The sequence below is a fragment of the Pseudomonas sp. URMO17WK12:I12 genome, from assembly GCF_000514395.1.
Classification (GTDB): Bacteria; Pseudomonadota; Gammaproteobacteria; order Pseudomonadales; family Pseudomonadaceae; genus Aquipseudomonas; species Aquipseudomonas mucoides.
In genome coordinates this window covers 239,983-254,804 of record NZ_AZVV01000012.1, presented here as the reverse complement: position 1 = coordinate 254,804, position 14,822 = coordinate 239,983, and the positions used below count along the sequence as shown (strand labels likewise).

At 57.2% G+C, this 14,822-nt stretch carries 9 protein-coding genes; 1 reads left to right on the top strand and 8 read right to left on the bottom strand.

Annotation, left to right across the window (positions count from 1 at the left end; all coding sequences use genetic code 11):
* Positions 1-22: 22 nt before the first annotated feature.
* The 4 genes from D882_RS0118395 to D882_RS0118380 form a co-directional block, all read right to left on the bottom strand.
* Positions 23-3,520 carry a dermonecrotic toxin domain-containing protein gene (locus D882_RS0118395; RefSeq protein ID WP_027924578.1) on the bottom strand — a complete coding sequence of 1,166 codons (3,498 nt, stop codon included), beginning with the start codon at positions 3,518-3,520 and terminating at the stop codon, positions 23-25.
* Positions 3,521-3,910: 390 nt separating this feature from the next.
* Positions 3,911-6,466: a LuxR C-terminal-related transcriptional regulator gene (locus D882_RS0118390; protein ID WP_027924577.1), complete on the bottom strand. Its 2,556-nt coding sequence runs from the start codon at positions 6,464-6,466 to the stop codon at positions 3,911-3,913.
* Positions 6,467-6,605: 139 nt separating this feature from the next.
* Positions 6,606-7,973: a DUF1329 domain-containing protein gene (locus tag D882_RS0118385; RefSeq protein WP_027924576.1), complete on the bottom strand. Its 1,368-nt coding sequence runs from the start codon at positions 7,971-7,973 to the stop codon at positions 6,606-6,608.
* A 23-nt stretch (positions 7,974-7,996) separates the two neighbouring features.
* The gene (locus D882_RS0118380) at positions 7,997-9,790 is read right to left on the bottom strand and encodes a DUF1302 domain-containing protein (protein ID WP_027924575.1); all 1,794 of its coding nucleotides are present in this window, start codon (positions 9,788-9,790) and stop codon (positions 7,997-7,999) included.
* Positions 9,791-10,546: 756 nt separating this feature from the next.
* Between D882_RS0118380 and D882_RS0118370 the strand changes: the two genes are divergently transcribed.
* On the top strand, positions 10,547-11,314 hold the full coding sequence (locus D882_RS0118370; RefSeq protein WP_027924574.1) for an N-acetylmuramoyl-L-alanine amidase: 768 nt from the start codon (positions 10,547-10,549) through the stop codon (positions 11,312-11,314).
* A 65-nt stretch (positions 11,315-11,379) separates the two neighbouring features.
* Here the strand turns inward: D882_RS0118370 and D882_RS0118365 are convergent, their stop codons facing one another.
* The 4 genes from D882_RS0118365 to D882_RS0118350 all read right to left on the bottom strand — a co-directional run bounded on the left by D882_RS0118365 (position 11,380) and on the right by D882_RS0118350 (position 14,745).
* Positions 11,380-12,291: an SDR family oxidoreductase gene (locus tag D882_RS0118365; protein ID WP_027924573.1), complete on the bottom strand. Its 912-nt coding sequence runs from the start codon at positions 12,289-12,291 to the stop codon at positions 11,380-11,382.
* A 111-nt stretch (positions 12,292-12,402) separates the two neighbouring features.
* Positions 12,403-13,305, bottom strand: coding sequence for an alpha/beta fold hydrolase (locus D882_RS0118360; protein ID WP_027924572.1), 903 nt, complete (start codon positions 13,303-13,305; stop codon positions 12,403-12,405).
* Entirely contained in the window at positions 13,305-14,087 is a 783-nt protein-coding gene (locus tag D882_RS0118355) for a class II aldolase/adducin family protein (protein WP_027924571.1), read from the bottom strand. Before D882_RS0118355 ends, D882_RS0118360 begins: the two co-directional genes overlap by 1 nt.
* 205 nt (positions 14,088-14,292) lie before the next feature.
* Positions 14,293-14,745 carry a flavodoxin gene (locus D882_RS0118350; protein WP_027924570.1) on the bottom strand — a complete coding sequence of 151 codons (453 nt, stop codon included), beginning with the start codon at positions 14,743-14,745 and terminating at the stop codon, positions 14,293-14,295.
* Positions 14,746-14,822 lie beyond the last annotated feature (77 nt).

The window sequence follows — 14,822 nt, the reverse complement described above, 5'->3', positions numbered from 1 at the left end:
CGCCTGGATGTGGGTCCGACCGTCAACCGATCACGTGGGTCGTACTCTCGGGGGTCCAGTGCGGCACAGCCACCGCCGTGACATAACTGATTCCAACCGGCACGCCCGTGACGGCGGAGAGCACGTCGCTCAGATCCCTGATTGTGGACAGCAGGCCAAATGCTGAGGCCGCCGATCCTACCGAGGCGACTTTACCCAGGTACATGACGATTGCCCCACGCCACGCGGTAGCAAAATGCGCATTGGCGCCTGCAGAGTCGCCATGGCTGGATGCAATGATGCCTTGCACGATCGAATGACTGATCTTCAACACGCTGACAACGAAACCCACCGGCGGGACAAAGATTGAAATCACATCCAATGCCACTTCGAGAAGAATCTTTGTCTCCTGCCAGAACGCTTCGGCTGGCGAAGTGGTCAGCACATCCAGATCATCAAGCGAGCGATCAATCAGGCTTTCGTATTCGGCCTTGAAGTTGTAGACCGGATAAGTACCGCCTAACCCGGGCACTGGCTGCGAACCTCGCGGATCACCGGACTTGCTGATGTAAGCGCCGACCCTGTCCCTCCCACGCAAACCGGCCAGACTCAGAAGATGCTCACCCAAAATGCGATCGTTCTCGATAGCCTTGGATAAATCACCGACCCAGATAAAGGCTTTGCCGGGCGAATTCGGGACATAGGCGAACTTCACATGCCCCTCACCAAAAACATACCCTCCCGTGATGCGCGCACCTTCAAGCCAGAATTCGTAAACCCCTTCGCCAGGATAACTACTGGGGGAAACACCGTATGGCGTCCTTGTGTCGCGATCCAGCCCCTTGATCGACTCTATCAGCCAGTCATAATGAGCCGATGGCAACGTGCCATTTAACTTTTGCGTCAGCGCCGCCCTGAACATCTCGTTTTTCTTGAGTTCCCGATACAGGTTGGCGCGCAGATCAATATCCGACTTCCATAGAAAGTTTGATTTCAGATAATGGCTGTAATGCTCGCCTGGCATCAGGTCGATAAGCTTATTGAGCGTACTGGAATTCAGCTCAGTCATTGGCGCGCCCGTGTCCTTCCACCAGAACTCAGACACCCTGAGACTGTCTCTGAGCATATTCGAACCCGGCAGAAAAATTTTCTCGAACACATTCCCGTCGCTGCGCCACAGATGCCAATTGATAAATAATTGCGTCAGCGTCATTGCGCCCATATGAAATTTCACCATGACGCGATCAGGATCGATCTGACGATCGCCAGTACGTCCCAGCTGTTCATTTAACCGGCTCATGACCAATTCACGAGAGAACTTGTGAAAGCCCTCGATATGAAACATGTCTTTTGACGCGTTATAAATGGCCTTGAAGTCGGTGTTCAAACGATTGAACAAGTGGCGATCAGATGCACCAGCGTTTCGGTACCAATGGGGCGTGACCGCCTTTTCTTCGGCGTCTTCCCAGTCAAGGACACTTTGAATACTGCCCTTTAACCCATCGCTTTCAACCCAGGCAACCAGATTGACCTGGTCCCACCAGGCTCGGCCCTGAATCCTTTCCCTCGGTTCACCACGCGGCCATTCCTTGCCGAATACTTCATGTTCCAGGTTATGCCGGTCACTTTGGTGCACTTGGGTTCGAAGGTAGGCGCGTCCCTCCTCTTCCAGTGCCCACAATCCTATGTACCGTTGCAAACTGTCCCGATCGGAGAATTCGTACCAGTCTTTATTCGTCGGCGAACCGGGTGCATAGAGCACGTAAGTTTTGAGATTCGCGTCGCCTCCTTTCCTCCGGTAGACAATGAGATCCTTCAAGGGCTTGAAGTAATAGAAAGCTCTTAACGCGATACCAGACGCTTCAATAGATGGATCGCCAAAGTTGAAGCGCTGAACAATATCCTGCGCAGTCGAGGTGATGTGCTTTTGCAGGATGGCGCCGAACAGCGTCAAGGCGGTCTTTCGCCCCAGCACTTCCCGCATCGCTTCCTGGACGTTCGGCTGGCCATACACTCGCTGCCGTGCGGGTCCATACGCCAGACGCAGATCCAGTGTTTCAATGGCCCGCATTATGTTTTCAGGCGTCAGCCTGGCGAGACCATAGTCCTTCTCCAGCGTAATCGTGTAGCGCCCTGCCCGATCATGCGCCCCATACATGAAAGCCTGGGTCAGCGTCTTCCGCTCACTGTGTTCGATCCGTTTGCCATCTGCCATCCTGACCGAATGCTGAATATTCACAAACACCGTGTCAGGATCGATTCGTTCGTCGGTTCCCGGCGAGATGAATGCCTCTACGGCCTGTCGGGCATACGCTTTAAGACTCGCCACGTCTTGGGTCAATTCATGAAGCTGAATCTGGCTTTCAAGCAGGTTCTTCTCCAGACCGACATACAACTCCTGATTGGTGACATAGGCTTTTTTAAACCACTCAGGGCGGGCATTCTCCAGCATCGCCTTGATCAAGAGCACATTTCGCACATTTTCAGAACGTACCACCGCCTCCATGGACAGAACGGTATCCAGCGGCTGCCATGCCGCTTCGGTATGCGCGCCGACGGTCATTAACTGTCGCACTTGATAGATGAGATCACGATGTTGCCTTGCCAGCAGGCCGTCATTGCAATGTTCAAACAGATCTTCAAGGATTCTTGCGTAACGAATCACTGGAGCAGTCGACACCCGTGCTCTCTCCTCCTCCGACAGCCCCTGCAACAGCTCGGCACGGCTCGACGCATCGGACATCCGTTGTTGCAACGTTTGATGAAGTGCGCTCACGGTGCTGAATTTTTCTAATCCACCGAACGGTGAATAAAGAACAACCTCTTGACTGCCTGCTTGGTTCAGCTCATTTGCGACAGCGCCGGAAAGAGAAATAACAAAGGTGGATGCCAGCGTCGAGAAACCGCCCTGTTGTTTTTCAACCGAGACGGCATAGCAGGAACTTGGCAGTCCCGAACCGATTAAGCCATTGATGGTCACGACGTCACTTTTGGACATCAGGTTCTCGCTGGCCGCCAAGTCCAGCTCGCGCCAGAAAAGTCGCGCCTGAAGATTGCGCAACTCCCGTTTAGGTGGCGGCAAAGCACGCCCCCTGCTATCAACACCGATGGAGACGTTCCAATATTTATCTAATTCTGAACTGCATTTCTCAGGCAGGTTCTGCATCAGTTCGGCCATCATTCTTCCGACGTTTGCCACATCCAGATACTTCAGCCTGAACGTTTCACTGCCAATGTTATCGAGTTCATACATACCGTATTTGTCAGCCGTGTATTGGGGTGGCCTGCCGCGCTTTAAACACTCCAGAAATACATCGAGTAGATTGCCGGTGGGTTCCGAAGTAGAGGCCACTACCCCTGACCGAAGATTAACAAAACGGCGTGCTATGGAGGCATCTGAATCCAGTTTCTTAAACTCGTCTGCCAGGCAAATATGAAGAATCGCCTTGAACATCGGAATTTTTTTGAGTGCCTCGATCAAATGGGTACGCGCCTCACTCACTTGCTCCAGCGTTATATTTTTTTCCTGTTCGTTTTGCATTACGCACCTCTTTTAGTTTGATTGCAAAGAACGGCACATCACTGCCGATCAACTTGAGATCAAACTAAAACAGATAGCCTCATCATTAAAAATCCAGAACACTTTTCAATATTTGTATCAGCCACTCAATCACAAAAGAGACACATAAAGAAAAAACACAACACCTGAACCAACCTCTCCAACAAAGAAGCCATGCGTTCAGTCTTTGCTGGACTAAAATCAACAACGCCTCCAATCATTAATTTTAAATAAACAATAAAAACACCAACCTTTACATATAAAAGGAAACACCTCCCACCGTCGTTTTTTTCCAACCAGAAGATAGTTTTATAGCAGAACCGGCTCTTTGCACGCCGTGAGCTTCGTGCCCAATAGCAAACAGTCTTTCGCTCAATCCAACAGACCGACACTCTTGGCTTTCGCAACCGCTTGCGTCCGGCGCTCCACACCCAACTTCCCGTGAATTCTCCGTGCATGTGTTTTCACCGTGTGCAAGGAGATAAACAACTGCTCGGCTATTTGTTGATTTGAATTGCCCAGCGCAATCAGCTTGAGCACTTCCACTTCACGCAGACTGAGTGGATTGATTTCACTCACCGGCAGATTTTTTTCCGAACGGTCCCAAGCCTCCTCCAGTACCGGCAAAAGATCAGGCTGACGCAATTGCAACTCACTGAGCGCCTGGTGAAGGCTATGGTGCCTGGAGAGATTCAATCCTTTGCGCAACCCATCCCGGGCGCCGACCATGTCACCGTTCTGCCACGCGACTTCAGCCGCGGCGAACAGCAATTCAACCTCCAGCGCCCGCATCCCTGCGCGTTGCGACTGCTCAAGTGCCTGGGCGAAATGATTCAGCGGGTCTTTGGCCTGATGCAGAGCGACCTTTGCCAACACCAACAGATAATCGATACGCGCAATCAACATCAGGGTCGCGGGAGGCGCCTGCCGCGCATGCGGACCACGATAGTGGCGCAGTACACGACTGAGCGCCTCATGAGCCAGTTCCGGGCGCCCCTGCTGAAGCCAGAATTGACTGCTGATCTGCAACAGCACACCGCGGTAAACGGTGTCAGGAATCTGCCGTTGCTGCATCAAGCGCTCGGCATCGCGCAGCTGGACAAAGGCTTGGGCGTAGTCGCGCTGATTGGCCGCCACCTGCGCCAAACCGAGGAAACCGTAAAGCACCCGTTTGTCGTGGTTGCGCAAACAGATGAGCAGCCCCGCTTCGAAATACGCGGCAGCCTGCGCATCCAGGCCCTGGCACAAACTCAAGCGCCCACGGTGCAAGGCAATTCGCCCGAGCAGGGGCTCGGCGATCCGCGGCTGTTGAGTGAGCAAGCCCTGAACGTTGGCGAGCAACTGGTCGGCTCGTTGAGGGGCTCCACGTTGCTCCAGCAATTGCGCATGATCGAGCTCCAGCAGCCCTTCGAAAACCAGCGAGCCTTGCGCCCGCGCCAGGCACAACGCATCGCGGTTTATCGCCTGCGCCACTTCGAGCTCCCCCCTGAGCAGGGCCTGTTGCGTCAGACCCGAAAGGCACATCAAGCGCACGGTCCACAGGTCAGGACAGAGCTCGCTCAGCGCCTCAAGAAAATGCGCGCGCGAGCCCTCCATACGCCCTTGCAAATGCAGCAACCAGCCCTGCTGCGCCTGCCACCGTGCGATCAGTTGTCGCTGCTGGACCGCCGAGGGTTGTGGGGTAAAGCGCGACAACTGTTCGATGCAATCGGCGGCTTGCTCGAATCGTCCGGCAAACAACAATGCCGCAGTGATCAAACCGACCAATTGCGCTGAGCCGAACATAAGCTCTGCGCCTTGATGCTCATACAAACGCAACAACAGCACGACCGTCTGCTCCTCGAACAAATGCTCGAAACTGAAGTGCTGCAACAGACTCACCGCGACCTCAAACTCTTCAGCCAGCAGGGCCTGCTCGAACGCCGCTTTCCAATCCAGTTCAGCGGCGAACCACTGACAGGCGCGGCGATGCCAGGAACGTCCGGCCGGCCATTGTTCATCTCGCATCAATTGCATGAGTGGAGGGAAAATCTGCAGCCAGTCGGCCGAGTCCTGCCAGGGCTCGATAAAGCCCCCCAGATCCTGCAACGTCTTCAGGCATTGCGCGCCCTCCCCTGCGCCAAACAGGTGATCGCACAAACGTGCATTGAAGCGAGGCAAATGCGCGAGTACCCGCCAGGCCTCTGTCAACTCAGGGGTCAGGCTGGTAAACAGTTCGTGTTCGAGGTAATCGAGCAACGTGTCAGGTCGGCTGTGATGCGGGTCGTTACGCGACCAGTCGCATTTTTGCAGCAGCGCAACGCGTACTCCAGCACACCAACCTCCGCTGAGCTGGATAATCTTGCTGGCGGCGGTGCTTGCATCGGCCGGTGTCAGGTGGCGCAACAGCGAGGCAACCTCGGTTTGGTTGAAGGCCAGCGTGGCGCGCTCGCATTCGTACAATTCGTCATCGAGCAGCAACCGCGGCCAGTTGCATTGCGGGCGACGGCGGGCGCCCAGCCACCAGGTCAGCGCCGGGCTGCTGACGGCCAGCATGCGATCCAGCAGCTGATCGAGTTCCGGGTTCGGAACGCGGCAATAGTCATCCAGAAACAGCCAGGTCGGCACTTGCAATCGAGCCATCGCGCCAAGCATCGCCGGCTCTTCTGACGAAGCCAGCCCCAGCGCTTCTGCCACGCTCTGACGAAAATCCGCCGCGCTCATCACCCTGCCCGACAACGGCAACCAGCACACCCGGCACTGCGGCGGCGCCTGCAACAGGCAGTCGGCAAGCAGCGCCGACTTGCCACTGCCAGCGGGTGCGCAGATCAATTTCACCCGCGCGGTAGACGCCAGCAACGGCTCGCTCAAGCGCTCACGCGACAGGTGATGAGAAGACAGACGGGGCAGGAATCCGGAACGGTCCAGACACGGAGTCATGGCGGTCATTGCAGCGTGCCTTTTTATAATTGTGAGGCCACCCTAGACCTGTCTAACCCGCTTGTTGAGAAGTATTCAGGGCGTTGATCGACAGCCATAAAAAAGGCGACCCATCGGTCGCCTTTTGCACGGTGAATGGATAAAGCCCTTACCGAACCCCCTCCGCACGCAGCGCCGATGGCGTGTAATCGGCGATCTTGGCTTCGAAGCCAAACTCGAAACTGTGCTTCTCTTCGTTCTTCATCCCCAGCGCGATGTATCGGCCGGCGATGATGTCGTAGAGCGCTTCCAGCGTGTACGCCTGAGTCTGGTGATCGTAGTAATACTGAGCATGCCCTTCAGCCACTCGCCAGAGTTGCCCGCGACCGTCGTAGTGATCCGCCAGCGCCACTTGCCAACTGTCTTCATCGATGTACATGTGGCGCTTGGCGTAAATGTGGCGCTCGCTCGGCTTGACCGTGCCGACCACTTCCCAGACACGGTGCAGTTCATAGCGGGTCAGGTCCTGATTGATGTGCCCGGCCTTGACGATGTCGTCGTATTTGAGGTTTGGCGAGTCGAGTTTGTAGCTGTTGTATGGAATGTACATTTCCTTCTTGCCGATCAGTTTCCAGTCGTAGCGATCCGGCGCACCGGAGAACATGTCGAAGTTGTCGGAGGTGCGCAGACCGTCAGCGGCGGTGCCCGGGCCGTCATAGGCCACTTGCGGGGCGCGACGTACACGACGCTGGCCGGCGTTGTAGATCCACGCCAGACGCGGTTCCTTCACCTGATCGAGGGTTTCGTGCACCAGCAGCACGTTACCCGCCAGACGCGCTGGCGCGGTGACCGACTGTTTGAAGAAGGTCAGCACGTTGGCGGACTTGTCCGCATCCAGGTCCTTCATCAGTTGCGGGACGGCGATTTCTTCCTCGAAGCGGATCGGCGTGTAGCTGCCGTTCGTTTGCGGGGTCACCTGGGTGATGATGCGTTTGAGGTTACCGCCGTGGTATCGGGTGATGTGGTTCCACATCACTTCGACGCCGTTCTTGGGAATCGGGAACGCGTAGTAGCGGTTGCCGGTGAAACCGGCCAGGCCGTTACCATCGTTGATGGTGGTCACGTTCAGCGCACTGCGCTTGGCCGACTCGTAGATTTCCGGCGGCACGGCCACGGTGCGATGGGTCGGGTAGACCGGGATCTTGTAGGTTTCCGGGTAGCGCTTGAACATCGCCACCTGGCCTTCCGACAGTTTGTCCTTGTACTTGTCGACGGTCGCCGGGGTGATCACGAACAGCGGTTTTTCGCTGGCGAACGGGTCAGCGAGAAAGCCTTTGCTGTCCACCGCGCCAGCGTTTTTTGGAAGGCCACCGGTCCAGGCCGGGATCGAGCCGTCGGCGTTACCGGCCTTCTCGGCCCCCAGCGGCGTGAGGCTGGTGCCGAGTTTGTTGGCTTCTTCCGGCGACACTGCCGCCATCACGTTGGCGGCCAGCAAACTCAGGGCCAGGGCGCTGCATTGCAGAATCATCTTGCGCATTGAAATCATCCTTCTCAGCCAGATCAGAAGTTCACGCCGAAGCTCAGCGCCACGAAGTCGCGGTCTTCGAGGACGTTGTAGTCACCGCCGAAGAAGTCGGTGTAACTGAGGCTCGCGGTATAGGTGTTGCGATAGTCGGCATCGACACCGACACTGACCGCCTTGACGCCTTCGTTGAACAGCCCGTTGGGGCCGTAACCGGCAACGTCATGGGACCAGGACAGGTTGGGCTTGAGGTTGACCCCGGCGAACACGTCGGCGTAATCGAGGATTGCCCGGGCGCGGTAGCCCCACGAGGTCGAGGTGACAAAGCCTTCGGTGTCGCCACCGAAACCGTACTGGCCGTACACCGAGTCGCGGCCGTAACGCAGCTGACTGCGCCCCTCCAGACCACCGACGTGAACCACGGCCGCTTCGCCCACCACGGTCAGTCGTTGCGCACCCAGTACCTGATCGAAGAACTGCGTCAGGGTGCTCTGGATTTGCGTGACTTCCTTGCGGCGGTAGCCTTTGTTGTCAGCGCCAGGCGTGGTGGCAATCGGTGATGCAGCACCACCGGCAATCGGGTTGAGCAAGGCCAGGGTCAGGTCGTTGGTGTTGACCTGTACCGGGGCGTTCGGGCGATAGCTGATCTCACCGCTCCACGCCGTGCCGGTCGGCAAGGTGGTGGAGAAGCTCGCGCCATACAGACGAATGTCTTCCGGGTAATCGAGGTAGTACTGGCCGCGACCGAGCATCACGCTCTGCGCCAGCCCCGAACCGCTACCGGGTGCCAGACGGTTGGCGATACCGACCATGCCCGGCAAGCTGGCCAGTGTCGACGCGCCGGCCGTGACGGTGCCCACCGTCGGTGTGCGGCTGTGGTAGTTCATGAAGTACAGGCCGTACTCGGTGTCATCACCGAGCCAGCGCAATGCGGTGCCCCACTGCCCGGAGTCCCGCGCATCGCGGTCGCCACCACGGGGAACGACCACGCCTTCGCGGGTCACTTGAATCGGTTGGCCAAACGCGGCTGCCAGCGGCGCCAAAGGAGCAATCGCCGGGCTGCCGACGGTGTAGTTGTTGTTGCAACCGTCCGCCGCCACGTCGACAGCGAAGAACGTGCCGCAGTTGTCGAGAACGGTCTGGTCCCACTCCAGTTGGTAGAACCCGTCGACCGAGAGCTGATCCGTCAGGCCTTGGGAAACGTACAGCATGTTCACGGGGATCAGGCCTTCCTTGATCTCGGCACCGGGGCGACGGAACGCAGAAACGTCGATCGGGTTGATGCTGTTGATCGAGTTGCCGATGAAGGTACTTTCACCCCAGCTCACTACTTGCTTGCCGGCGCGCACGCTGCCCGGAAGCTCAGCGATGGAGTAGTTGTGATAAACGAAGGCGTCGAGGATTTGCGCGCCGGAAGACTTGGCGCCTTCCTTGCGGCCGTGGTCGCTGATTTGTTTGAACGGACGATCTTCATCCTGCAATTCGAAGTCGTACCAATACTTGCCCCGCACGAACACACCGGTGTCGCCGTACTTCAGTTCGAGGTCGTGGATGCCCTTGACGATTTTGGAAAAGGTTTCGCCCTTCCCGAAGTTCTGCCGTCCGTCATCCCCGGTCGACGACTGCCCGGTCCCGCCGTTGACGGTGCCCACCAACGATTTCTCGGCATCGCGCATGCCCCAACTCGCGCCGACGGACAGTGAGGAGTCAAACGTGCCCTCGATCTCGCCGATATTGAATGAAACAGCCTGCGCCTGGGCACAGCAACCCAAGGCCACCGCAGCGGCCAGCGCTTGCGGTTTGAAGATGGCGCGCATTGTTGTTTTTGTCATGCGTCTTCCCCGGTGAGTGACAGAAGGCCCCACCCTACTGCCGCAACCGGGGAGCGATAAGCGCACCAAGGAGGTATTCGCGGTGTACCTCTAAAGGATGAATGGCCAGACGGGCCGCGGCTTTGCGCCGGGCATCGATGGGCTGGATGGAGGGTTATCAGCCAGACGCATGGGCCTGGCGACCACCGACCTGTAGCAGCTGCGGAGCAACGCGAGGCAGCTGCTACCTGGGTGTGGCCAACCGGGACTGTTACTCAGGCTGCAACACTGCATGTCGCGAATCGCTATTTTTCCTTTAGGCTCAACGGCTTATTCTTGCCGGGCTTTCACGGTGAACCGCCGGACAGCACGAAGCCATGGCGTGTGATCAACCCACGCCATCGGCGACAGAATCCAGATGAATCGACGCTTTTTCGATTGATCGCCCCGTGTACACAGACGTTGATTTGTAGCTCCTGATCCAACGTCTTACTTGGCCGCTGCGTTTGCAGCGGCCTTTTTTATGGGCGACATTCCAAGATTAGTAGACTGACAAACGAGCAGAGTTGCAGACAGTTCTCTATATACCTTTTCGCTAATCGAGTGCGCGGCTATCGGTGGCAGTTCAACTCTATTTATCGCCCCCCTACACAGACTTCGGAAAGCGACTACAGGACTCAGTAAACACGCGAAGCGCAACAGCTATTAAGGTTAATTACAGCTCAGCCATCAATACTAACTACGGCTGACTTCAATTTAACCAAGAGCCGTTTTTTCATGAAACCCGTCATCTACAACAAACACCACGCCACCCAGAGTTCCAACAGTCGCGTACGTTTTCTGATTTTTCACTACACGGCCGGCAACTTCTCCAGTTCGGTCAATGCATTGACCGGCCCGAATGTCAGCGCACATTATCTGGTTCCGGACATCACCGATCCGAGTTACTTGAACGCCGGTTACACCGGGCAGGAGGTCTTCAGCCTCGTCGACGAAACCAAACGTGCCTGGCATGCGGGTGTCAGTCAGTGGGGTAACCGCAGCAACCTGAACGACACGTCTATCGGTGTCGAAATCGTTAACCTGGCGACGTTCAGCCAAGGGGTGTTCAATTTCCCGCCGTATCAGCCAGAACAAATTGCTGCGATTGAAGATCTGGCGCTGAACATTCTTGAGCGCTATCCGGATATCCGCCCGACCCACGTCTTGGGCCACTCTGACGTTGCGGTCGGCCGCAAGAGTGACCCAGGGCCGAAGTTTCCCTGGCAGGCCCTGTACTTGAAAGGCATTGGTGCCTGGTTCGACGATACCACCCGCGACGCCTATCTTCAGCAATACAACGAAACCGGCATTCCAGCCCGAACCGAATTGCTCAAGCAGTTCAAAACCTATGGCTATGACGTTTCAAATGCGTCTACCGATCAAGGCTTCATGCAACTGGTTCGAGCCTTTCAGTTGCACTTTCGCCCTCAAACATACGACGGAATCATGGACGTGCAAACGGCGGCGAATCTGGCCGCATTGGTTCGCAAGTACTTTCCTTGATTATCGCTGCAGCTCCGAACACTAAGCACCAGCAAGGTCATCAACAGTGACCTTGCTGGCCTCCATCAAAGCGAATACTTCTGCAAATTTCCCATCATTTCCTTCAGCGCTTCAATATTGTCCTTAGGATGCGCCGCGCCCTCGAAATCACAAATCTGCTCCCACTGCGCCGCTACATCCTCCGGCGAGAACCCCACCCGCGGATCGAACCCGGCACCGAGGCTGCGTTCCCAGCGCACCTTGCCCATCCAGCCGCCACCGACTTCAAACAAACCGGAAGTCTCCTTGCAGTTTTCACTGGCCAGGTACACCACCACCGGGCTGACCAGTTCCGGTTTGAGTTGTTCGAACACTTGCGGCGGGATGAGGCCTTCGGTCATGCGCGTGCCGCCAGTCGGAGCGATGGCGTTGACCAAAATGTTGTTCTTGCGCCCTTCAATAGCGAGGGTGCGAGTCAGGCCGTAGAGGCCGAGTTTGGCCATGCCGTAGTTGGACTGGCCGAAATTGCCATAGATGCCCGAGGTCGACGCGGTGAAGATCACGCGGCCATAGTTTTGCTCGCGCATGTGCGGCCAGGCGGCGCGGGTGACTTTGTAGGCGCCTTCGACGTGGACGCGGTAAACCAGGTCCCAGTCGGCGTCATCCATCTTGTGGAAAGTCTTGTCGCGCAGGATCCCGGCGTTGTTGACCACCACATCGACACGGCCGAAAACATCGAGCGCGTGCTGGACGATTTTGTCGCCGTCGGTAACCGAATCATGGTTGGCTTCGGCGATACCGCCAGCCTCACGAATCTCGGCGACCACGCGATCTGCTGCGGACGCGTTGGCACCCTCACCTTGCGCCGAGCCGCCGAGATCGTTGACCAGCACTTTGGCGCCCTGTTTGGCGAACAGCAGCGCGTGTGCCCGGCCCAGGCCGCCGCCTGCACCGGTGACGATCACGACTTTATCTTCGAAGCGCACAGACTCATTCATGGGGAGAACTCCAGCAGGCCAGGGACAATAAGCCCGAGTGTCAGGCACGGCGCTGCGGGTCACAATGAATAGGGGTGAGGCTGAATGGTGCCCGATAAGGCAGGGGGATAATCAGGAGTACGCGAACCTGCGCGGCGGCAAAATCAGCCGATCACGAAACTCCAGATAGTGCTTGAGCACCTGCACCGGCGCTTCAGTCTGTGGGTAATGGCCAATCTCGGCCAGCAGAACCGTGTCCGGATTGGGGATCAGCTCCCGATAGCGCGCGACCATGTGTGCACCGGAAATGGGGTCGACCTCGCCATCAATGACACGCAACGGCACTTCACCGCGCTGCATGGCGTCGACCCAACGATCGCGATGGACTCGCCGCTCCGGGATATAGGTAATGAGCTTGTGCATGATTCGTGGGCCGTGATTGCTCTCGACCAGCCCCCAGAAATCATCCATCTCACTTTCAGTCGGCCGGGTCATCCGCCCGAAAATCTGCCGAAAACTCTTCACCAGCGCGTCACGCGTGAAGGCGCGGCCAATCATCCAGCCCAAGGGGCTGAGCAGCAGCTTTTGCGCCAGCAGCGGACGATGGGTTTCGGGAAACAGGCCACCGTTGAGGAACACACAACTGGCGAGGTGAATGCGGGTTTCGTAATGCCGGGCCAACAGTTCCTGCGCCACGCTGTCGCCATAGTCGTGAGCCAGCACGTGCACCGGTTGGGTGACACTCAAATGCGCCAGCAACGCCTGTTGCAAGTCCGCCTGTTCGAGCAGGCTGTATTCGTGGTCCACCGGTTTGGCAGAGTCGCCGAAACCGAGCATGTCGCAGGCAATCACTCGATAGCGTTGCGCCAGTGGCTGCCACAAGTAATGCCAATCCCAACTGGCAGTCGGAAAGCCATGAATGAGCAACAGCGGCTCACCCTGCCCGGCCGTCCAATAGCGAATGGTCTGGCCACGGAATACGAACGTCTGGCCGCGTTTGCGCCAGACACACAGGGGGATCTCGGCGAGTGGCATTAGAGTTTATAACCCGGGTCTTGTTGATCGAGTTTACGTAGCAGCGCCGGCCAGGCCAGCGCGCCACCCATCCCTTGAGCACTTTTGGTCACGCCGGCGATCATCGCCTTGGCGCCCGCCAGAATCTGCGGTTGGATGGCGATCAATTCGGCGCCGCCATTCTGCGCCAGCACCTGAATATCGCAGGCGCGCTGGAAGGTAAACATCATCAGAAACGTATCGGCGATGGTGCCACCACAGGTCAGCAGACCGTGGTTGTGCAGCATCAGGAAATTGTTTTCACCGAGGTCGGCTTGCAGGCGTGCCTTCTCTTCATGGTTCAGCGCCACGCCTTCATACGCGTGGTAAGCCAGGCTGGACAGGACAAACAAGGATTGCTGACTGATCGGCAGAATGCCCTGTTTTTGCGCCGAGACTGCAACACCCGCCGCGGTGTGGGTGTGCAGTACGCACACCACATCGTGGCGAACTTCATGCACGGCGCTGTGAATGGTGTAACCCGCCGGGTTGATCTCGTAAGGACTGTCCATCAACTTGTTGCCGGCCTGATCGACCTTGACCAGGCTTGACGCGGTGATTTCGTGAAACATCAGCCCGAACGGGTTGATCAGAAAATCTTCGGTGCCCGGCACCTTGGCCGAGATGTGCGTAAAGATCAGATCGTCCCAGCCATGCGCGGCGACCAAACGATAACAGGACGCGAGATCGACGCGAGTTTGCCACTCGGCGGCACTGACCTGACCTTTGACACTGTGGGGTGACTGGACGGGAGCAACATTCACGGCAAGACCTCCTGTTCTTATTGTTCTGCTGTCGTCACAGCAGTCTAGTCAGCCCCCGGTCTTCGTGTAGTTGCATTGGCAGCCAGCTTGATGGCCTAGCGAGTCAGCGGCGCAATGAGTCTGGATCCATGTCAAAGGACCGACGCCAGTAACCCTGTAGCGAACAGACTCAGTTGCCTCGTCAGAAGTATGACGAGCCTCATCTTCAGCGCAAAGCGCTGACCAATTCTTTGAGCCAGGGCTCGGCATCGGTTTCCGGGGTCACTGTTTCGCTGGCGTCCAGACGCAGCATCGGCAGTACGACACGCAGCCCCAGCTCACCGAACAATTCGTGCATTTGTTCGCCGCCGCCACAGAACGTATCGCCATAGCTCGCATCGCCCAAGGCGATGACCGCTCCCGGCAGGCCGCGCCAGGCGCCGGGCAGTTGATCGCGAATCATCGAATACAACGGTTGCAGGTTGTCCGGCAATTCACCCATGCCGGTGGTCGACGTCACCGCCAGAAACGCTTGCGGTTCGAAAGCCAGGACATCGGCCAGTGACGCGCGCGGGTTGTGCAGGGTTTCGTGACCGGCAGCGTTCAAAATACTTGCGGCGTGACGGGCGACTTCTTCAGCCGTGCCGTACACCGAGCCGGAAATAATGGCGACTTTCATCAATCTGATCCTGAAACTGAGTGAAAGACCGGATATTAACAGCAGGACCTGCATTGTTCTTTTAGAATGCAACACAC

Bases quoted from the DNA above. Each gene is read 5' to 3' on its own strand.
- D882_RS0118350 (WP_027924570.1), bottom strand. From the start codon at position 14,745: ATGAAAGTCGCCATTATTTCCGGCTCGGTGTACGGCACGGCTGAAGAA.
- D882_RS0118380 (WP_027924575.1), bottom strand. From the start codon at position 9,790: ATGACAAAAACAACAATGCGCGCCATCTTCAAACCGCAAGCGCTGGCC.
- D882_RS0118395 (WP_027924578.1), bottom strand. From the start codon at position 3,520: ATGCAAAACGAACAGGAAAAAAATATAACGCTGGAGCAAGTGAGTGAG.
- D882_RS0118390 (WP_027924577.1), bottom strand. From the start codon at position 6,466: ATGACCGCCATGACTCCGTGTCTGGACCGTTCCGGATTCCTGCCCCGT.
- D882_RS0118385 (WP_027924576.1), bottom strand. From the start codon at position 7,973: ATGCGCAAGATGATTCTGCAATGCAGCGCCCTGGCCCTGAGTTTGCTG.
- D882_RS0118370 (WP_027924574.1), top strand. From the start codon at position 10,547: ATGAAACCCGTCATCTACAACAAACACCACGCCACCCAGAGTTCCAAC.
- D882_RS0118365 (WP_027924573.1), bottom strand. From the start codon at position 12,291: ATGAATGAGTCTGTGCGCTTCGAAGATAAAGTCGTGATCGTCACCGGT.
- D882_RS0118360 (WP_027924572.1), bottom strand. From the start codon at position 13,305: ATGCCACTCGCCGAGATCCCCCTGTGTGTCTGGCGCAAACGCGGCCAG.